This is a genomic window from Stenotrophomonas maltophilia group sp. Smal32 (assembly GCF_030237085.1).
Classification (GTDB): domain Bacteria; phylum Pseudomonadota; class Gammaproteobacteria; order Xanthomonadales; family Xanthomonadaceae; genus Stenotrophomonas; species Stenotrophomonas maltophilia_Q.
On record NZ_JASJSI010000027.1, the window covers coordinates 1 to 19,593 of the forward strand.

General features: G+C 66.0%; 14 protein-coding genes and 1 riboswitch. Of the genes, 10 read left to right on the forward strand and 4 right to left on the reverse strand.

What is annotated here, in order from left to right; genetic code table 11:
• Window positions 1–232 precede the first annotated feature (232 nt).
• The gene (locus QRO91_RS08810) at window positions 233–1,810 is read right to left on the reverse strand and encodes a BCCT family transporter (RefSeq protein ID WP_197650484.1); all 1,578 of its coding nucleotides are present in this window, start codon (window positions 1,808–1,810) and stop codon (window positions 233–235) included.
• Between the two features lie 254 nt (window positions 1,811–2,064).
• A riboswitch (TPP riboswitch) is annotated at window positions 2,065–2,165 on the forward strand.
• Window positions 2,166–2,247: 82 nt separating this feature from the next.
• On the opposite strand from QRO91_RS08810, the gene thiC reads away from it, so the two are divergent.
• From thiC to QRO91_RS08840, 6 genes are all read left to right on the forward strand, one after another.
• The gene (thiC, locus tag QRO91_RS08815) at window positions 2,248–4,092 is read left to right on the forward strand and encodes a phosphomethylpyrimidine synthase ThiC (RefSeq protein ID WP_049429951.1); all 1,845 of its coding nucleotides are present in this window, start codon (window positions 2,248–2,250) and stop codon (window positions 4,090–4,092) included.
• A 115-nt stretch (window positions 4,093–4,207) separates the two neighbouring features.
• Window positions 4,208–4,879 (forward strand): ion channel, encoded by a 672-nt coding sequence (locus QRO91_RS08820; RefSeq protein WP_100443676.1) that lies wholly within the window; start codon window positions 4,208–4,210, stop codon window positions 4,877–4,879.
• Between the two features lie 271 nt (window positions 4,880–5,150).
• Window positions 5,151–7,481: a winged helix-turn-helix domain-containing protein gene (locus QRO91_RS08825; protein WP_049429949.1), complete on the forward strand. Its 2,331-nt coding sequence runs from the start codon at window positions 5,151–5,153 to the stop codon at window positions 7,479–7,481.
• A gap of 114 nt (window positions 7,482–7,595) precedes the next feature.
• Complete coding sequence (locus tag QRO91_RS08830; RefSeq protein ID WP_049429948.1) at window positions 7,596–8,495, forward strand: helix-turn-helix transcriptional regulator; 900 nt, start codon at window positions 7,596–7,598, stop codon at window positions 8,493–8,495.
• Between the two features lie 49 nt (window positions 8,496–8,544).
• Entirely contained in the window at window positions 8,545–11,508 is a 2,964-nt protein-coding gene (locus QRO91_RS08835) for a TonB-dependent siderophore receptor (protein ID WP_049429947.1), read from the forward strand.
• Window positions 11,509–11,687: 179 nt separating this feature from the next.
• On the forward strand, window positions 11,688–11,894 hold the full coding sequence (locus QRO91_RS08840) for a hypothetical protein (protein ID WP_049429946.1): 207 nt from the start codon (window positions 11,688–11,690) through the stop codon (window positions 11,892–11,894).
• A 56-nt stretch (window positions 11,895–11,950) separates the two neighbouring features.
• Here QRO91_RS08840 and QRO91_RS08845 read toward each other — a convergent pair whose 3' ends face one another.
• Together QRO91_RS08845 and ppa are read right to left on the reverse strand one after the other, a co-directional pair.
• Entirely contained in the window at window positions 11,951–13,072 is a 1,122-nt protein-coding gene (locus tag QRO91_RS08845; protein ID WP_049429945.1) for an HDOD domain-containing protein, read from the reverse strand.
• A gap of 151 nt (window positions 13,073–13,223) precedes the next feature.
• Window positions 13,224–13,760, reverse strand: a complete 537-nt coding sequence (gene ppa / locus QRO91_RS08850; protein WP_005410935.1) for an inorganic diphosphatase — start codon at window positions 13,758–13,760, stop codon at window positions 13,224–13,226.
• 184 nt (window positions 13,761–13,944) lie between these two features.
• Between ppa and QRO91_RS08855 the strand changes: the two genes are divergently transcribed.
• The 4 genes from QRO91_RS08855 (at window position 13,945) to QRO91_RS08870 (ending at window position 19,157) form a co-directional block, all read left to right on the forward strand.
• On the forward strand, window positions 13,945–14,418 hold the full coding sequence (locus tag QRO91_RS08855) for a hypothetical protein (RefSeq protein ID WP_049429944.1): 474 nt from the start codon (window positions 13,945–13,947) through the stop codon (window positions 14,416–14,418).
• A gap of 72 nt (window positions 14,419–14,490) precedes the next feature.
• Window positions 14,491–14,991 carry an RNA polymerase sigma factor gene (locus tag QRO91_RS08860; protein WP_049429943.1) on the forward strand — a complete coding sequence of 167 codons (501 nt, stop codon included), beginning with the start codon at window positions 14,491–14,493 and terminating at the stop codon, window positions 14,989–14,991.
• A gap of 104 nt (window positions 14,992–15,095) precedes the next feature.
• Window positions 15,096–16,028, forward strand: a complete 933-nt coding sequence (locus QRO91_RS08865; protein WP_049429942.1) for a FecR domain-containing protein — start codon at window positions 15,096–15,098, stop codon at window positions 16,026–16,028.
• Between the two features lie 210 nt (window positions 16,029–16,238).
• The gene (locus QRO91_RS08870; RefSeq protein ID WP_049429941.1) at window positions 16,239–19,157 is read left to right on the forward strand and encodes a TonB-dependent receptor; all 2,919 of its coding nucleotides are present in this window, start codon (window positions 16,239–16,241) and stop codon (window positions 19,155–19,157) included.
• Between the two features lie 138 nt (window positions 19,158–19,295).
• Here the strand turns inward: QRO91_RS08870 and QRO91_RS08875 are convergent, their stop codons facing one another.
• On the reverse strand, window positions 19,296–19,553 hold the full coding sequence (locus QRO91_RS08875; RefSeq protein WP_049429940.1) for a DUF2789 domain-containing protein: 258 nt from the start codon (window positions 19,551–19,553) through the stop codon (window positions 19,296–19,298).
• Between the last annotated feature and the right edge of the window lie 40 nt (window positions 19,554–19,593).

The window sequence follows — 19,593 nt, forward strand, 5'->3', positions numbered from 1 at the left end:
GGCGAACCGCCTCATCCCTCATGCCCTGAGTGATCTGTTTTGCCATGGGTCTACCTCGATGCTCGAAATTGATCCTATCGAGTGTCCAAGTTGATTAGACCACCACAGGTTTACGGCGTGTCCTGCCCACCCACACCGCTCCCCCCCCGATCAGCAGAAACCCAGAGCCGCTTTGGCTTCTGCACTTGCACTTGCCCGAAAAAGCGGTGCAGCCGCAGGCTGCAAAACACCCTCAATCCCGATCCTGCGCGCGCGCCGCCTCCGCCTGGGTCTCCTCCTGCGCCGCCATCTCGCGTGCGATCCACGCGTCAATCATGTGCCGCTGGCGCTGCGCCTGCCGCCGCTCGCGCGTGTACTCCTGGTCCAGCACCCGGTACAGCGACACCATCACCAGCACCATCAGCAAGGCAAACGGTAGCGCGGCAATCGTGATCATGCCCTGCAGCGCGTCCAGTCCACCGGCCAGCAGCAACGCCGCTGCGATCAATGCCACCGCAATGCCCCAGGCCAGCTTGCGCTTCAACGGTGGGTCGCCAGCCTCGTCGGTGGACATGCTGGCCAGCACCAGTACCGCCGAATCGGCCGAAGTCACGAAGAAGATCATCAGCAGCACCAGCGCGATGCACGACAGCAACAGCGGTAGCGGCATGCTGTCGAACAGCGTGAACAGCACCGTTTCGTAGCCATTGCCCAGCGCCTGCACCAGATCGGCGTGGCCGAAGATCTGTGCCCACAGCGCGGTGCCGCCGAACACCGCGAACCAGAAGAAGCCCAGCAGCGTCGGCGCGAGCACTACGCCGATCACGAACTCGCGCACGCTGCGGCCGCGCGAGATGCGCGCGATGAACGATCCCACGAACGGTGCCCACGAGATCCACCAGGCCCAGTAGAAGATCGTCCAGTCCGCCACCCAGGTGCTGCCGGAGAACGGTGACATGCGCAGGCTCATCGTCACCAGCTGGTTGAGGTAGGAGCCCAGCGTGGTGGTGAACGTATCGAAGATGAAGCCGGTCGGTCCAAGCACCAGCAGGATGGCTGCCAGCAGCGCAGCCAACGCCAGGTTGAAGTTGGACAGCCATTTCACCCCGCGCTCCACGCCGCTGGCGGTGGAGGCCATGTACAGCACGAAGGCGACGGCGATGATGGTCATCTGCACCGCGACCGTGGCCTGCACGCCGAACACGCGTTCGATACCGGCGGCGATCTGGATGGTGCCGAAGCCGAGCGTGGTAGCGACACCGATCGCGGTGGCAACGACGGCGGCGATGTTGACCACCCGACCGATCCAGCCGCGATGGTGACGGCCGATGATCGGTTGCAGCATGTCGCTGACCAGGCCGCGTCCATTGCGGTTGAACTGGAACCAGGCCATCGCCAGGCCGATCAGCGCATAGATCGCCCACGGATGCAGGCCCCAGTGGAAGAACGCATAGCGCATCGATGCGCGCGCCGCATCCAGGCTTTGCGGAGCCAGGCCCTCGGGCGGCTTGGCGAAGTGGGAAATCGGCTCGGCCGCGCCCCAGAACACCAGGCCGATGCCCATGCCGGCGGCGAACAGCATCGACATCCAGCTGGCACGCGAGAACTCGGGCTCGGCATCTTCGCCACCGATGCGCAAGTTGCCGAAGCGGCCGAAGGCCAGGTACATCAGGAACACCAGCGCCAGGAACACCACCAGCAGGTACAGCCAGCCGACACTGCGGATGACCTCGGCCAGCATGGACTGCACAACGGTATTGAAGGGGCCGGGCGCGATGCCGGCCAGCAGCACCAGCAACAGAACCAGCGCGATGGAAACGCGAAACACCATGAAGGAGCTTCTCCGATCAAGGGGATTGAGGGGAGCGAGCAGAGCTTGCAGCGAAGGGCCGGCGGCATGCAGCACGCGCCGGGCAGGGGCCGCGAAGGCGGCGGGGAACGCATCGATCTCAGCGACGCGATGGGCGTGCACGTTACTGAACGCGGCGTCATGGTTCCGTTAACGAATGCCGATCGGGGTCGGATCCGCGTTCCGCGGGAAAGCGGATCCGACCCCGGAGGCGGGCGGTCTATGCTCTAATGCGCAGCAAGAAGCGGGGGTACCGAGCCATGTGGCCACGGTTGAGACAGTCCCTTGGAACCTGATCCGGCTCATACCGGCGTAGGGAAGCTTTGCAATGCAGCCGTGCCCGGACTCCGCCCAAGGACCGCCCGTGCGCGGGTGCCGTGCGCCGCCGCTTCGTCCCTGACCTTCCTGGACGATGCCCGATGAACGCACAGCTCTCCGCCCTGCAGCAACAGGCCCAGCAACTCTCCGAATCGGTGACCCGGCCCATTCCCGGCTCGCGCAAGATCCATGTGCCCGGTTCGCGCCCGGACCTGCAGGTGCCGATGCGCGAGATCGCGCTGACCCGCACGCCCACGCTGTTCGGCGGCGAAGAGAATGCGCCGGTGACGGTCTACGACACGTCGGGCCCGTACACCGATCCGCAGGCCCGCGTCGATCTTTCCGCGGGCCTGCCGGCATTGCGCCGTGCGTGGATCGAGGAACGCGGGGACACCGAACAGCTCGACGGCCTCAGCTCTTCATTCGGCCGCGACCGCGAACATGACCCGAAGCTCGATGCCGTGCGCTTCCCCGCGCGCAGCCTGCCGCGACGTGCGCGTTCCGGCGCCAACGTCACCCAGATGCACTACGCGCGGCGCGGCATCATCACCCCGGAAATGGAATTCGTCGCCATCCGCGAGAACCAGCGGCTGGACGCGATCCGCGATGCCGGCCTGTTGCAGCAGCACCCGGGCGAAGCGTTCGGTGCGTCGATCCAGAAGATCATCACCCCTGAGTTCGTGCGCGACGAGATCGCCCGTGGTCGTGCGGTGCTGCCCAACAACATCAACCATCCGGAAAGCGAGCCGATGATCATCGGCCGCAATTTCCTCACCAAGATCAACGCCAACATCGGCAACAGCGCCGTGTCTTCCGGCATCGCCGAGGAAGTGGAGAAGCTGGTGTGGGCGATCCGCTGGGGCGGCGACACGGTGATGGACCTGTCCACCGGCAAGCACATCCACGAAACCCGTGAATGGATCATCCGCAACTCGCCGGTGGCGATTGGTACCGTGCCGATCTACCAGGCGCTGGAAAAGGTCGATGGCCGTGCCGAGGCGCTCACCTGGGAAATCTTCCGCGACACGCTGATCGAGCAGGCCGAGCAGGGCGTGGACTACTTCACCATCCACGCCGGCGTACTGCTGCGCTACGTGCCGCTCACCGCCAAGCGGGTCACCGGCATCGTCAGCCGCGGTGGCTCGATCATGGCCAAGTGGTGCCTGGCGCACCACAAGGAGAATTTCCTCTACACGCATTTCGAAGAGATCTGCGAAATCATGAAGGCCTACGACGTGACCTTCTCGCTGGGAGACGGCCTGCGCCCGGGCTGCATCGCCGATGCCAACGATGCAGCGCAGTTCGGTGAACTGGAGACGCTGGGCGAGCTGACGAAGATTGCCTGGAAGCACGACGTGCAGACCATGATCGAAGGCCCCGGCCACGTGCCGATGCAGCTGATCAAGGAGAACATGGACAAGCAGCTGCGTGAGTGCGGCGAAGCGCCGTTCTACACGCTGGGGCCGCTGACCACCGACATCGCGCCGGGCTACGACCACATCACCAGCGCGATCGGTGCGGCGATGATCGGCTGGTTCGGTACGGCCATGCTCTGCTACGTGACGCCGAAGGAGCACCTCGGCCTGCCCAACCGCCAGGACGTGCGCGACGGCATCATGGCTTACCGCATTGCCGCGCACGCGGCGGACCTGGCCAAAGGACACCCGGGCGCGCAGGTACGCGACAATGCACTGAGCAAGGCGCGCTTCGAGTTCCGCTGGGAGGACCAGTTCCATCTCGGGCTGGATCCGGAGAAGGCCAAGGAATTCCACGACGAGACACTGCCGAAGGATGCGCACAAGCTGGCCCACTTCTGCTCGATGTGCGGCCCGCACTTCTGCTCGATGAAGATCACCCAGGATGTGCGTGACTACGCCGAGGCCGGCATGAAGGAGAAGTCCGCCGAATTCCGCGCCGCAGGTGCAGAGGTCTACCACCAGGGGTGATGCCGCGCAGGTAGCGCCGGGCGCCGCCCGGCGAGCGCATCGGTCCCGGAAAGCCGCCGGGCGTAGCCCGGCGCTACCCGCTATGCTCCGGCCATCGCCCCGTGGAAAGGACGCCATGCCCATTGCTCTGACCACCCGTTGGCTGGCGATCGCCCGCCGCCACCCCTCGGCCTGGCTGCTGGGTGCGCAACTGCTGGCGGTGCTGTTGTACCCGGCGCTCGACGACACTGCCGGTGGCCGTGCAGCGCTGGGCATGTTCGGCATGGCGGTACTGGGCCTGGCGCTGTGGGTGGTCCAGCGCAGCCCGCTGGGAACCTGGCTGGCGTTGCTGCTGGCCATTCCCTCGGTGGTGTTCTCACTGGCCGGTGCCCTGCTGGACCGCAGCGGGCTGCTGACCACCGCCCAGCTGCTGGAGAGCCTGCTGTACTTCTATACGGCGGGCGCGTTGATCGCCTACATGCTGCAGGATCATAAAGTCACCCGCGACGAACTGTTCGCGGCCGGGGCAACCTTCACCCTGCTGGCCTGGGCGTTTGCTTTCGCGTTCGCGGTGTGCCAGCAGTGGTATCCCGGCAGTTTCCATGGCGCCAGCGGCGGTGATCAGCGCAGTTGGATGGAGCTGCTTTATCTGAGCTTCAGCTTGTTGTCCGGCGTTGGATTGAGCGACGTCGTGCCGCTGCACCCGCAGGCACGGGCCCTGGTGATGCTCGAACAGTTCGCAGGCGTCATGTATATCGGCCTTGTGGTGTCGCGTCTGGTCGGGTTGACCATGCTTCGGCGCATGTGAAAATGAACGCCAGATAAAAATTTCGCGCCCAAAAGGGCGCGAATAGTGATGCAGATTATGTGAATGCGTCGGCGAGAGAGAGAGCCTGAGTGTCGACCCCGTCATAGGCGGGGTAACCGGCTTAGGCTAATATCCGGGGGCGTTATTGTTTTTGCGGTATGCGCCGATGCTTTGTGCGGAATCTGGCTTTTCGATGACCCTGTCCAGGGACGGTGGGGACGGTATTGCTGGTGAGCCCTGCCCAGGTCCCGTCCCTACTGTATAGCGGAAAATGAACAGCAGCGAACTCGCGCCCATTGAGGCCGACCGAGTGCAGGTCGGCGACTGCGTCATTACCTTGTCCTCGCGTGAGGTCGAGGTTGAAGGCGCGCGCCGTCCCCGGCGGCTGACGCCGAAAGCGCTGGGCGTACTGCGCGTGTTGATGCGGCAGCCTGGGCGAGTGGTCACCCGTGAAGAGCTGTTTGCCGAGGTCTGGCCCGATACGTTGCCGACCAATGACGTACTGACCCAGGCCGTCACCCAGCTGCGCAAGGCGTTCGCCAACGACGACGACAACGGCCAGGCCTACATCGAGACCATCGCCAAGAGCGGTTATCGGCTGCTGGTACCGGTGCAGGCGCTGGACGACGTCGATCCCGTGGCGGAAGTGGACGCGGTGGCCGTTGCGGGCGTGATGCCGTCGCCGGACGGTGCCGGCGTGATTCCGGCGATGGCCGTGCCGGCAGCGCCTTCGCGCCGGCGTGGCTGGCGCCAGCTGCGCCGCCAGCTGTTGTGGGTGCTGGGGGTGATGATGCTGGCCGCGCTGCTGGTCATGGCCACATTGCTGCTCCGGCGTGGGCCGGAGTCGAGTTCACCGGTGGATGCCGCGGTCGAGAACGGCGTGCGGGTGATCGGCAGCCCGCAGCGTCCCTATCGCCTGATCACCGCCACCAGTGGTTTTGAAACCTATCCCACGCTTTCGCCGGATGGCTCCCAGGTTGCCTACGAAGGCGCCAACGAGGATGGCACCGGTGGTGGCGCGATCAAGGTGCAGACCTCGGGCAATGCGCCGGCCCGGCAGCTGGCGCTGCCGCCGAAGGGGGCCAGTGACCGCTTCCCGAGCTGGTCACCGGACGGGCGCGAGATCGCTTTTGCCCGCTTTGGAGCCGACGGCGGTTGCCAGGTGCTGATCGCCAGCGCTACCGGCGGCGGTGTGCGCCAGGCGACCCGTTGCGACGGAACCGAGCTGCTCAGCTTCGACTGGACGCCGGATGGCCGTGGCCTGGTCTTTGGCAGCATGGTGGGCCGCTATGCCCATCGCGGCATCCGTGTGCTCGACCTGGCCAGCGGCCAGTGGCGGGCGTTGGACTATGCGGTCGACCAGGATGATTTTGACTACGCGCCACGCTACTCGCCCGATGGCAAGTGGCTGGTGTTCGTGCGCAATCCGCAGATGGGCGACCTGTGGCGGATGCCGGCCGGAGGCGGTGAACTGGAGCAGTTGACCAACGAATCGGCCGAACAGCGTGGCTGGGCCTGGCTGGGCGATGGGCGCACCATCGTGTTCGGCCGGCGCGTGGACAGCGAAGTGCGGTTGTACTACCTGGATGTCGAGCGCCGCACTTTGCGTGATGCCGGCCTCGACGACGCACAATGGCCTGCGGTGTCACGCCACGGCGACGTGCTGGCTTTCGTTCACCGCCGTGCCCAGTTCGGCGTGTTCAAGGTGCCGATGGCCGGTGGCAGCGCCGAGCGGCTGTTTGCGTCCAGCGGGCGTGACGGGCAGCCGATGGCGGCGCCCGACGGTCGCCAACTGGTCTTCACCTCCGATCGTTCCGGCAGTTTCGCGCTTTGGTGGGCGGACATGCAGCGGCCCGATTCACTGCGGCCGATCGAGGGCCTGCGCCCGGAGGGGCGGCAGGCGCCGGACTGGTCGGCCGACAGCCGCCAGCTGCTGGTGGTCGGGCGCGATGAGCATGGGCGTACGGTGGTCTACGAGATCGCCCCGCGCGACGAACACCTGCAGTCGTTGCCGGTTCCGGTGGATCAGCCCCTGCAGGCCCTGTACGGGGCAACCCCGGAACAGCTGCTGGTGGTCGAGCGCGATGCAGAGCAGCGCACCCGGTTGAGCCTGTTCGATCGCAGCGTGACCCCCTGGCGCCGCCTGGCCAGCATCGACGGCGTCTCCCAGGCACGTTTCGATCGGGGCGATGGCCGCGTGCTGTTCACCCGCCTGGCGTCCGGTGGCCTGTGGTCGGTGGATGCGGCGCTGTCCCCGGCCAGCGTGCAGCAGGTCAGTGAAGACAGGCCCAGCCGCTGGCGCTATCGCACCTGGACGGTGGCAGGCACCGGCGGCATCGGGTATCTCGGCAACTCGACCGAGTGCGGTACGACCTTGATCCATATCCAGGCCGGGACCGAAGCCCCCGAGCGCTGCCTGGACCGGCAGCGGCTCAGCGCGGGCAACGGTATCAGTGCCAGCGCCGATGGCCGGGATCTGTACGTCGCCCTGGCGGTCAGCGATGGTGCCGACATCGGCGTCATGCAGCTGCCCCGGTCGACGCCAGCACTGTTCCCGGCATTTCTCAAGTCATTGATCCTGAAGAAAAATATCTCTTCGTGATTTCTTCGTGGAGTTCTCGCCGCGAATTCGTGGCGATCTCGGCGGATTTTCCTGACGGGCTGACGCCTGATTAGGCAAAACGGAAGCCTGTATCAGGCAAACCCGTGGTGCCCCATGCGTCAACTCTCGCTGGCCGATCGTGGCCAAACCGTCTCCCTCGACAAGGCGCTCGACGATCTCGCGCCGACCTGCATGGGCGTGGCCCGGCTCGGCAGCCTGCAGACGGCAGGGTCAAGCTTCACGGTCTGGCTTCAGGTCCGGGGCAGTTCCTGGGTGGAAGCCAAGGAAGGGCGTTTCCGCCTGCGCCATGGTGAGTGGATCGCCTTCGAGAAGGAGTCGCGCCCGCTGGTGCAGGCCGGCCGTAACGGACTGTGCGTGGGCCTCAGCCTGAATGCGGAGGCGATGCGGGTGCTGTCCGAGATGGCCGATTGCGGCCTGTATGCCGGTCGCGGTCGCATGAGCCGCGGCGACGCCCGCGTTGCCCTGCGCCTGTGGCGCGATGCGCTCGACAGCGGCCTGCCTGCGCAGGCGCTGCGCCCGCTGCTGTTGCATCTGGCCGGCCTGCAGCGTGACCTGGCCGACAACGTACAGCGCTGCCCCGGTCGCTCGCGCAGCCGCAAGCGCCAGGTGTTCGGCCGCATGCAGCGTGCCCGTCTCTATCTGGAGGGCAACAGCCACCGCGTAGTGCGGATCGGCGAACTCGCCGAGCTGACCAACTTCTCCAGCTGGTACCTCTCCAAGACCTTCCAGAGCCTGTATGAAGAGAGCCCCCAGTCGCTTTCGGCACGGTTGCGCCTCGAGCGGGCCGCCGATCTGCTGCGCGACACCGACATGATGGTGGGCGAGGTCGCTGCAGCCAGCGGATTCGACAACTGCTGCAGCTTCGCCAGGGCCTTCCGCGCCCGCTACGGGCAGTCTGCTTCCCGGTTCAGGGAGAACGGTGGCTTGCTCCCGCCACATTCTGCAAAGTCTCCGGTTGGGTCGCGCAAATACAGCATCGCAACGCAATCGTAACGTGCTGGAGCGTTTTAACACGCTACTAACACGTACCTTGGAGAGATTGATGAACGTTCGCACCCCTGCCGTGCGGCTGGGCCTGCTGCCCGCCGGCATTGCGCTGGCGCTGGCACCGGCATTTGCTTCCGCACAGGAAGCCAGTGCCCCGACCACCCTTGATCGCCTGGAAGTCACCGGCTCCCGCATCCGCTCGGTGGATGTGGAAACCTCCCAGCCGGTCCTCACCGTAAGCCATGAGGACATCCAGCGTTCGGGCCTGGTCAGCGTCGGCGACCTGCTGCAGAACCTGTCCGTGGCAGGCACCCAGACCTTCAGCAAGGCGGCCGTGCTGGCGTCCAACCCGGAACAGGGCGGCCAGTACGTCAGCCTGTACAACCTGGGTGAGCAGCGCACGCTGGTGCTGGTCAACGGCAAGCGCTGGAGCACCAGCCTGGCCGGCTTCACCGACATGTCGACCATCCCGACCTCGCTGATCGAGCGCATTGAAGTCCTGAAGGACGGCGCCTCGGCGATCTACGGTTCCGACGCCATCTCCGGCGTGGTCAACATCATCCTGCGCAAGAACTTCGACGGCGCCGAGGCCAGTGCCTACTATGGCCAGAACAGCCACGGCGACGGTTCCAAGACCCAGTACAGCCTGACCCTGGGTGCCAGCGGCGAGCGCTCCTCGATCGTGTTCGGCGCGAACTACATCAAGGAAGATCCGGTGTGGGCCAAGGATCGTGGCCTGACCCAGTACTCCTATGGCCAGGGCCACAAGGAAGACGGTCTGAGCCCGGCTGGCCCGTGGGGCCGTTTCACCGATCCGCGTGCCGAAGGCACCGCCGGTGCTGGCGAATACAACAAGGCTGGCAAGTGGGTCCCGAACACCTGGGTGGTCAACCACACCGGTTCGTGGGACACCCCGGTCGGCGTTGGCCAGCCGTCGAACAACTTCAACAACTACCACCTGATTGGTCTGGACGACTACTACAACGCCTCGCAGCAGATGATGCTGAACCAGGGCGCTGAGTCGAAGACCATGTTCACCTCGGCCAGCTACGACATCAACGACAACCTGCGTCTGAAGTCGACGGCGATGTACTCCGAGCGCGATTCCAAGCGCCAGATCGCCGGCTACCCGCTGACCGGCACCTCGCAGCCGCAGTTCCCAGTGGCGATCAGCAAGGACAGCATCTACAACCCGCTGGGCAACTGGGCCAACCCGGGCGCCGGCGTTGACATCGGTGGCTGGGGCCGTCGTATCTTCGAACTGCCGCGCATCACCCAGAACAACGTCAAGTCGCTGCACTTCGACGCGGCCCTGGAAGGCAACTTCGACTTCAACAACCGTCCGTTCGACTGGGATGTGGGCATCAACTACAACCAGTTCGACGTGACCCAGACCAGCTCGGGCAACATCAACCTGCTGGCCCTGAAGAATGCCCTCGGCCCGTCGTTCATCAACGCCAACGGCGTCGCCCAGTGCGGCACCGCTGCCAACCCGATCGCGCTGGGCACCAGCCCGGGCAGCTGCGTCCCGTTCGACCTGCTGGGCGGCGCCAGCGCCGCGACCCCGGATGCGCTGAAGTACATCAACACCCTGCTGAACTCGACCGGGCAGAGCAAGAGCAAGCAGTACTTCGCCAACATCACCGGTTCGCTGTTCGACATGCCGGGCGATGCGGGCGAGTTCGCCTTCGCTGCCGGTTACGAGCATCGCGAAGTGTCGGGCTACGATCATCCGGACGCACTGTCCTCCTCGGGTTACACCACCGAGCTGGCCGCGCAGCCGACCGAAGGCAAGTACAAGACCAACGAGTTCTACCTGGAACTGATGGTGCCGCTGCTGCGTGACCTGCCGGGTGCCAAGGAGCTGTCGCTGGATGTCGCCAGCCGCTACTCGGACTACGACAAGTTCGGCAACACGGTCAACAGCAAGTTCAGCGTGACCTGGAAGCCGATCGACGACCTGCTGGTGCGTGCGACCTACGGCGAGGGCTTCCGTGCCCCGACCCTGGACGACACCTTCGGTGGTGGTTCGCAGACCTTCGACAAGTTCACCGATCCGTGTGATGCCGTGTTCGGCCAGCGCAGCAACCCGGCCGTTGCCGCCCGTTGCGGTGCTGAAGGCCTGGCGTCCGACTTCCGTCAGACCGACGCTGCTGGTCGTCCGATCAGTGCCCGTGACACCCAGGGTAACAACCCGTTCAACTCGGGCGTGGGCAACGACAAGCTGCAGCCGGAAACCAGCAAGACCCGCACCGCGGGCCTGGTGTGGAGCCCGAGCTTCGTCAGCGGCCTGAACGTCTCGCTGGACTGGTACAAGATCACCGTGGACAACGTGATCACCGCGCTGTCGGCGAACTACGTGCTGAACCAGTGCTACCAGAACGGTGTGCAGGCCTTCTGTGACCAGTACAGCCGTGGCGACGTTGCCAATGGCCAGCAGGTCACCGGCCTGAGCCGCGGCAACGCCAATCTGGGCTCGCTGGAAACCGAAGGCTACAACTTCGGCGTCCGCTACCGTATGCCGGAATACAGCTTCGGTACCCTGTCGTTCAACCTGGACACCAACTACCTGACCAGCTTCCGTCAGCAGGCCACCAAGGGTGCTGCATGGGATGACTACGCAGGCTATTGGAACTACCCGCGTGTCCGCGGCACCCTGGCGACTACCTGGACCAAGGGCGACCTGTCGGCCACCTGGACCATGCGTTACTACGGCGGCTTCCGCGACTTCTGCTACGACCAGGAAAATGGCCTGGAGTGCAACCAGCCGGATTACTACACCGAGAACGGTGGCTGGAGCGGTGGCCTGGGTGCCAACAAGAAGGGCGCAATCGTCTATCACGACATCTCGGCCACCTGGCAGGCCCCGTGGAACGGCAGCGTGACCGTCGGTGCCCGCAACGTGTTCGGCAAGACTCCGCCGATCACCTACGCGGTGACCAACGCCAGTGCCGTGCAGCTGGACCCGATGCTGGATTACGACCGCTTCCTGTTCATCCAGTACAACCAGCGCTTCTGATCCATCGAAGCCTGAAGGCAAGACGAGGAGGGCGGGCCGCAAGGCCCGTCCTCTTTGCGTTTGGCAGAGCCGGGTCGGGAAACTCTGAATCGGGCGGTTCAGCGACAGGGGTCACGCTTGTCGCAATTGGACCGCTGGTACGGTCGCGGAGGTCCATTCCGGACCAAGGAGAGCGCGAAATGAAAAATGCGATGCCACGGATGTTCGCTGCTGCAGTTCTTGCCGTCCTGAGCCTGGCCGGTAGTGTGTCGGCCGGCCCGCTGGTGTGTGCCAATGGACGCTATTGCGCCGAAGTGCGCAGCGACTGCATCAAGGCCGGCGAAGATGCGGCGTACTGCCAGCTTCTCTTCGAACGCTGCGTGTACGACCACTGCGCGCAGCCCTGATGCAACGAAGGCGCGTCCTTGCGGGCGCGCCTTCATCGCATGCATTGCCGGTGTGGTCAGGCTTCGCTGGGCGTGAGCCCCATCAGGCTGTTGGCATGTTCGCGCCACTGCGGCAGTTTGTTGAGCACGCCCGCGCGCTGCAGGTAGTCCTCATCCACCGGATCGCCGTTGACCAGCGCAAGCGCCACATGCACCGCACCGGTCACCCAGAAGCTGCGCGTGTTGGCGCGCTGCGGCTGCAGGTGGAACGCCACGGCTTCGATGATCGGCATCGGCAGGCCCCACAGCCCCAACAGGTAGGCACCGGCTTCGGCGTGGCCCGGACGGGTATCGCCGGCCAGCGACGGCTCGGTGCGCTCGTTGCGTACGCCGGGCAGCAGCAGGCCGATGTCGGCCAGCAGTGCCGCGGTTGCGCCCAGTTCGGCACTGGATTCGGGCAGCAGGCGTGCGGCCAGCCGCGAGGCGAGCAGGGCGCGCTGCTGCAGCGAGTTGCGTTCGGCGGTCGACAGCGTCGGCGCCGAGAACACTTCGCTGGCCAGTACCAGGTCGCGCAGTGTTGCCAGGCCCAGCCGGGTCACTGCGGTGCGCAGGTCGGCGATGGTGCGGCCCTGGCTGAAGAACGCCGAATTCGACAGCTGCAGCACCTTGGCGGCGATGGCCGGATCGGCAGCCACAAGCTTGGCGACGTCTGCGCTGTCGGCATCGTCGTCATGCTCCAGCGCCTGGGTCAGGCTCAGGTACAGGTGCGGCGGCGACGGCAGTTTCTCGATGCGGCCGATGGCATCGCGCAGGCGCGGGCTGTCCAGCACTTCGCGCAGCTCTTCCAGGCTGGTCAGCGCTTCCAGAAGCACTTCCGGCGCCAGTGGCAACGGCAGGAAGCGATGGGCAACGCCGATCAGGCGTGCCGGCGGCGGCCGGTTGCCATGCTGGGCGTCCACCAGCGCGATGCGGATGGTTTCCGGACGCAGGGTCCGGATCTGGCCGAGCAGCGTGGTGGCATTGAGGTCCGGCAGCTGCGGGCAGACAATCACCGCGTCCACGCCCTGCGTGGCAACCGCGGTCATCGCGGCCTGGCCATCGGTGGCGGTCAGCGGCTGCCAGTCTTCCCCAAGATCGGCAATGAATTCGGTCAGCTCAGCCGGCAGGCTGGCTGCATCCCCAACAAGCAGAATACGCACGACACATTCCCCTGGCTGTCTCGACGATGGATGTCGATGACGTGTGAAGTGACGCAATTTACCTAATACGACGGCAAGAGTGATGTGCCGTCATCATGAAACGTGACCCGCATCGCTCCGGCACGGCATGCCGGAGCGATCCGGTTCAGGCTCAGGCCTTGCTGTCGAGATGGCGCTGGTGCGCCTCGATCAGGATCTGCTTGGCCTCGGCGGCGCCGCCCCAGCCATCGAGCTTGACCCACTTGCCCTTCTCCAGGTCCTTGTAGTGCTCGAAGAAGTGGCCGATGCGCTCCAGCCAGTGGCTCGAGACCTGCGCGATGTCTTCAACGTGGGCGTAGCCACTGAAGATCTTCGACACCGGCACGGCCAGGATCTTCTCGTCGCTGCCTGCCTCATCGCTCATCTTCAGCACGCCGACCGGACGGCAGCGCACGACCGAGCCCGGCACCAGCGGCAGCGGCAGCACCACCAGCACGTCGGCCGGGTCGCCGTCGCCGCACAGGGTGCTCGGCACGTAGCCGTAGTTGCAGGGGTAGCGCATCGGGGTGGACAGGATGCGGTCGACGAAGATCGCGCCGGTTTCCTTGTCCACTTCGTACTTCACCGGCTCCGAGTCCTTCGGGATCTCGATGATGACGTTGATTTCTTCCGGCGGGTTCTTGCCGGGCGAGACGAGTTCCAGACCCATGGTCGTGCTCCAGGTGGGGGATGTAGACGGATAGCCCCCCATTTTATGCCTTTGCCGGGCGCTGTGCAGGGGAGGGGGCTGACGGCAGGTCGAGGCAGGGGCCGACGCTGCTGGCCGGGATGGACCGATGGGGCCGGCAGGCATGGGGGCGCAGGCTGGATGCACCTTCCCGAGGAGTTGCCGCATGAGACTTCCTGCCCTGTCTTCCGGCCTGTTCTGCGCGCTGCTGATGGCCCCCGCAGCCCAGGCCTTCCCCTACGTCGACCTGATCGATTACCCGCGGCAGGAAGCCAACTGGGATCGCTTCTTTGCCTTGGAAGGCCGTCTGCAGCATGGCTTCGACAGGATCTGCGGAGACACCTTCTGCGAGGGTGAGTACAGCGACATCCGTGCGCTGCGCCTGCGGTGTTCGGTGGACGCGGTGCGCGGCACGGTGCATGAGTGCCTCTGGGCATTTGCCGCCAGTGACCTGGCCGTGTCGCGGCATGACGGTGCGATCGTGGCCCGGCAGCCGACCTGGCTGTGCCGGCTGCCGCTGGTGCCCGGCACTCCGGTGGAGGACTTCCACGCGGCGCTGGCGGCCCGCAATCCGCTGCACGATCCCTTGCCCGGCACGTCGGAGAGCGTCTATGACGGGCTGACCGGCTGCATCCACTGATGCGAACGTGACTGATTCTCATTAACGGAGTAGCATGCGCGGCGCCTTCCGCCTGTCGTCCCGGTTCCGCGCATGTCCTCCAATGCCGCCTCCCTCACTGAACTGCTGATCCGCGAGCGGCCTGCGCTGCTGCGCCGGGTGCAGCGCATCCTCGGGGGCGACAATGGCGCCGAGGACGTGATCCAGGCCGTGTGGTTCAAGGCCCGCAGGGTTGACGACAGCCAGGCCATCGACAACCCGCGCGCCTATCTCTACCGGCTGGCCGCCAACCTGGCGACCGACCATGGCCGCGAATCGACCCGGCGCAACCGCCTGCTGGCCGACCATTACCTGTGGGGGCCGGACGAGGTGATCTCGACCGAGGAACAGGCGATGGCCCAGGACGAGCTGCAGCGGGTGCTTGACGCGGCGGGACACCTGCCGGAGCCGACCCGCACCATCTTCCGGCTCAACCGCCTGCAGGGCCTGACCCAGGCCGAGATCGCACGCCGCCTGGGCGTGTCGGTGACCACGGTCGAGAACCATGTACGCACCGCGTTGCAACGCCTGGCCTGGGCGCGCAGCGGCCGATGATCACCCCGGCTTGGGGCTGGCCCGCGCTGAAACGTCTTGATCACTGGACCGAGGATGCGGTCTAGTTCCCCCGCCCGCGCTTGAATGCGCCTGTCTGCCAGCCGATGAGCCCGCCGAACATGCTGCCCGCCGCCAATGACGATGCCCTGGCCGAACAGGCCCGGGGCTGGATCGCTTGGCTGGCCGCAGGCGATATCAGCGATGTGCGCATGGATGAGTTCGAACACTGGCTCCAGCAGCCTGGGCACCGTCGCGCCTTCGAACACGAGCGCGCGTTGTGGCGCAGTGTCGGGCCGCGGCCGCAGGCCGGGCGCGTCGAACGCCGGCCCCCAAAGCGGCTGCGATGGGCGATGGCTGCGGCGGCCGCGCTGGCGATGCTGGTGGCATGGCCGGAAGCCTCGTTGCGCCTGCAGGCCGATCACCGTAGTACGCATGTCGTGCAGGACGTGCGGCTGCCCGATGGCAGCCGGGCGGTGCTGGATGCGGACAGCGCGATCGCCGTGCGGTTCGATGCGGATGCACGCCAGATCGAGCTGCTGCGCGGGCGCGCCTGGTTCGAGGTCAGCCCGGATGCGCAGCGGCGTTTCAGCGTGCGTGCGGGCAATGGCGTGGTCGAGGACATCTCGACCGCGTTCTCCGTCGCACGCGACAGCGACCAGGTGGAAACCCAGGTCGGACAGGGCAGGGTGCGCGTGGCCAGCCCGGTTGACGGTGGTTGGACGTATCTGCGGGTGGGCCAGCGTGCCATCTATGGCGAACACAGTGGCGTGACGCGCCTGCAGGACGTGGCTGCCGACAGTGTCGGCGCGTGGCGGCAGGGCGAACTGCTGCTGGAGCAGGCCAGCGTCGCCGACGCCGTGCAGTGGGTGGGGCGTTACCGTGCCGGCCCGACCTTCGTGCGCGGCGATCTGTCGCGGCTGCCGGCGGTCAGTGCCGCGCTGCGCATCGATCGCCCGGAACAGGCGCTGGACGCGTTGGCGGCAACGGCGGGATTGCAGGTTACCCGCCTTCCATTCGGCGTCGCCATCGTCCAGTAGATCCACGCCATGCGTGGATGATCGTCGCGGTGATCCCATTGTGCCGGTCAACGGTCGGCACCCACCGCGATCGCAAATCCCTCTTGGGGTTCCTGCCGCGCCACCCGTCTTACCCCGCGAACGTACCCGCCGCCGCCACGTACGTCGCCGTGTCCGCCTGTGTTGCGGATGACGCCGCGCCTGCGGCACCGATTACCTGACAGGTTCCCCATGTTCGACTCCCACCGCCTGGGCCGCGTGCCGCGCCCGTCCCGCCTGTGCATCGCCCTGCTGGCCGCCGGCCTGGCCAGCGCCGCACCGTCCGTGCTGGCACAGAGCGCCACCGGCAATCACGCTGCCGTGCAGCGCTTTGACATTCCGGCGCAGCCGCTGGACGAAGCACTGCGCAGCTTCATGCGCCAGTCCGGCGTGCAGGTGGTGTATCCGGCCACCCTCGCCCAGGGAGTGACCTCGCGCGCAGTCAACGGCAGCCTGTCGGCCAACGAGGCGCTGCAGCAGCTGCTGCAGGGCAGCGGGCTGGCGATGCGCCGGGTCAGTGCCGATGCGGTGACCCTGGAAGCGGCAACGCCGGTCCAGGCCGACAGCGGTGTGATCGTCACCGATACGCTCAGCGTGGCCGGCGACCGTGTCGACGGCGGCGCAGGCAGTGACGAAGCGCGGCTGCTCGACAGCTATCGCAGCGTCGGTTCCACCACCACGCTCAACCGCACGCAGCTGGAGCGTTTCCGCGGCACCTCCAACGGCGACATCGTCAAGGGCGTGGCCGGCGTCACCGCCGGTGACCCGCGCGTGGGCAATGGGTTCGACGTCAACATCCGTGGTATCCAGGGCCAGGGCCGCGTGCCGGTGATCATCGACGGTGGCCAGTCCAGCATGGACACCTACCGTGGCTATGCCGGCCAGTCGCAGCGCACCTATCTCGACCCGGACCTGATCTCCAGCCTGACCATCACCAAGGGCCCGAGCCTGCAGGCCAACGCCTCCGGTGGCATTGGCGGCGTGGTCGAAATGGAGACGCTGAAGATCGGTGACGTGCTGCGCGAGGGGCGCGACTTCGGCGTGCGCGTGCGTGGCGGCCTGGCCAATGGCAGCGCCAACAACCTGCCGGCCTACAGCGCCGCGCCGCGCAGCGACCGCAGCGCTACCGGCAGCCAGTTCTTCAACGTGGCCGGCGCCGGCCACTGGGACCGCTTCGATCTGGTCGCCGCCTATGCCTACCGTGACAACGGCAACTACTTCTCCGGCAAGCACGGCTACGATGATTTCCCGCAGACCCGTCGCACGCTGGCGCCGCTGAATCCGCCGCGTACCGAAGTGTTCAACACCTCGTCGCGCTCGAAGTCGGCGCTGCTCAAAGGCACCTGGCGCATCGATGACGCGCAGACGCTGGAAGCCGGTTACCGTCGCTACGAAGGCACCGCTGGCGAGATCATGGCCTCGCAGATCATCCGCGTCGACCGCGATCGCATTCCGCAGTGGGACCCGGGCCATGTCGACATGGACAGCTACAACCTGCGCTACCGCTTCAACCCGGACAGCGATCTGGTCGACCTGCGTGTCAATGCTGCGTACACCGATACCGACAGCGTGATGTACAACAGCCTGACCGGCATCACCCCGTGGTACTTCGACCGCCGCACCGAGTGGTATGACGCCCCGAGCTTCAGCGGTGACCCCGGTTACAAGGATGCGTATCGCAACCCGCTGCGGCAGAAGCGCCTGAACCTGGATGCAAGCAACACGTCGAAGTTCGACACCCGTGCCGGGGCGTTCACGCTGGACTACGGCCTGTCCTACAGCGATGAGGACATTGCACCAGGCAGCTCCGGCCCGGTCATGCACGATGACCTGGTCAACAACCGCTTCCTGCGCAACGCCGAGCGCAAGGAATACAGTGCCGTGGCGTCGCTGAAGTGGCAGCCCGACGAACACTGGGAGCTGCTGGCCGGTGGCCGCTGGAACCGGGTGGATGTGCACGACCGCAACCGCCTGGCAACGCCGGATGCCTACGAGGTGCAGGGCCGGTACCGCTATACCGAACTGCTCAATGGCAACCCGGCGCTGCCGTCGTGGCGTGCCAAGCGCATCGCGCTGCTGAACTGGTATCCGGACGCCAACGGCAATTTCACCCAGGCCTCGCTGCTGGCGTCGCCGTACAAGAAGGGCACCGTGGCCGACATCGCGGGCTGGAACTTCTATGACGCCGGCAAGCCGCAGGATCTGGAAGTGCCGGTCAGCTGGACCTGGTCGCAGCCGATCCGCCGTCGCGACAACGCGTTCTCGCCGACCGCCAGCGTCGCCTACCGCTTCAGCGAAGACACCATGGTCTACGTGAAGTACGCCGAGGGCACCAAGCTGCCGAGCCTGTTCGAGACCACGCTGGGCCTGTTCACTGCCGCCAAGCCGGTGGGCGAGCTGAAGCCGGAGCGCGCGCGCAGTTGGGAAATCGGCGCGAGCACCATCCGCTACGACCTGTTCACTGCCGGTGATCGCCTGGCGCTGAAGCTGGCCTACTTCGATACCCGCATCGACGATCTGATCACCCGCGACTACCGCACGCTGTCGGCGGGCCTGATCCGCAATGTCGACCAGTTCAAGGTGTCGGGCTTGGAGTTCCAGTCCAGCTATGACAGCGGCAAGGTGTTCGCCGATCTGTCCGCGCACTACTACTTCAAGGCCAAGACCTGCGCGCCGGACATCGCCGCCGAGCGCCGCGCCTATGGCGTGCAGCGCAGGAACGCGGAGCTGGCCGGCACGCCGGACTGCGTGGATGGCGGCTTCGAGGGTTCGTACACAAACACGCAGAACCCGCCTCGCTACATGGTCAACCTGACCCTGGGCTCGCGCCTGTTCGACGAGCGCCTGACCTTCGGTACCCGTGTGATCCACAACGCCGGCCCGATCAGCAAGCTGGACAAGGAATGGAACGTTGGCCTCTCGGCGATCCAGCAGCTGTACCGGCCGACCACGCTGGTCGACCTGTTCGCCAGCTGGAACTTCAATGACCAGTGGTCGGTGGAAGCGGGCGTGGACAACCTGACCGACCGCTACTACCTGGACCCGCTCGCCCTGGGCGTGATGCCGGCCCCGGGCCGCACCGCGCGCCTGGCGTTGACCTGGAAGTACTGATCCACGGGTGATCTGCCAGCGGGGTCGGATCCTTTTCCTGCGGAAAGGGCTCTGACCCCATCGGGTCCGGCCATCCACGCATGGCGTGGATCTACAGTGCCGCGTAATCGGTAGCGCCGGGCCATGCCCGGCGAACGCTTACAGCCCGGTCGCGGCCTTCACTGCATCTTCGTGCAGCGACTCGTTCAGCTCATCCACCACGGTGCTCCACGCCGCATCGGCCTGCAGCGATTCAGACAGGAACTGGCGCTGGGCATCGTTCCAGTACGGTGCCTCGACCACATCCACATCGGTGGCCAGCTGGTGCTCGCGGATGAAGCGGGCGATGCCCTCGGCACTGGCATCCAGGCCCAGTTGCAGGAACAGGTTGGTCATGCGCGGTTCGGTGGTGATCATCGTCGGTTCCTGCGGGAAGAAGGGATGCCTCATTATCGGC

Coding starts and splice junctions, on each gene's coding strand:
- thiC (WP_049429951.1), top strand. CDS start 2,248: ATGAACGCACAGCTCTCCGCCCTGCAGCAACAGGCCCAGCAACTCTCC.
- QRO91_RS08865 (WP_049429942.1), top strand. CDS start 15,096: ATGAGCCCGCCGAACATGCTGCCCGCCGCCAATGACGATGCCCTGGCC.
- QRO91_RS08830 (WP_049429948.1), top strand. CDS start 7,596: ATGCGTCAACTCTCGCTGGCCGATCGTGGCCAAACCGTCTCCCTCGAC.
- QRO91_RS08835 (WP_049429947.1), top strand. CDS start 8,545: ATGAACGTTCGCACCCCTGCCGTGCGGCTGGGCCTGCTGCCCGCCGGC.
- QRO91_RS08855 (WP_049429944.1), top strand. CDS start 13,945: ATGAGACTTCCTGCCCTGTCTTCCGGCCTGTTCTGCGCGCTGCTGATG.
- QRO91_RS08875 (WP_049429940.1), bottom strand. CDS start 19,553: ATGATCACCACCGAACCGCGCATGACCAACCTGTTCCTGCAACTGGGC.
- QRO91_RS08810 (WP_197650484.1), bottom strand. CDS start 1,810: ATGGTGTTTCGCGTTTCCATCGCGCTGGTTCTGTTGCTGGTGCTGCTG.
- QRO91_RS08840 (WP_049429946.1), top strand. CDS start 11,688: ATGAAAAATGCGATGCCACGGATGTTCGCTGCTGCAGTTCTTGCCGTC.
- QRO91_RS08825 (WP_049429949.1), top strand. CDS start 5,151: ATGAACAGCAGCGAACTCGCGCCCATTGAGGCCGACCGAGTGCAGGTC.
- QRO91_RS08860 (WP_049429943.1), top strand. CDS start 14,491: ATGTCCTCCAATGCCGCCTCCCTCACTGAACTGCTGATCCGCGAGCGG.
- QRO91_RS08870 (WP_049429941.1), top strand. CDS start 16,239: ATGTTCGACTCCCACCGCCTGGGCCGCGTGCCGCGCCCGTCCCGCCTG.
- ppa (WP_005410935.1), bottom strand. CDS start 13,760: ATGGGTCTGGAACTCGTCTCGCCCGGCAAGAACCCGCCGGAAGAAATC.
- QRO91_RS08820 (WP_100443676.1), top strand. CDS start 4,208: ATGCCCATTGCTCTGACCACCCGTTGGCTGGCGATCGCCCGCCGCCAC.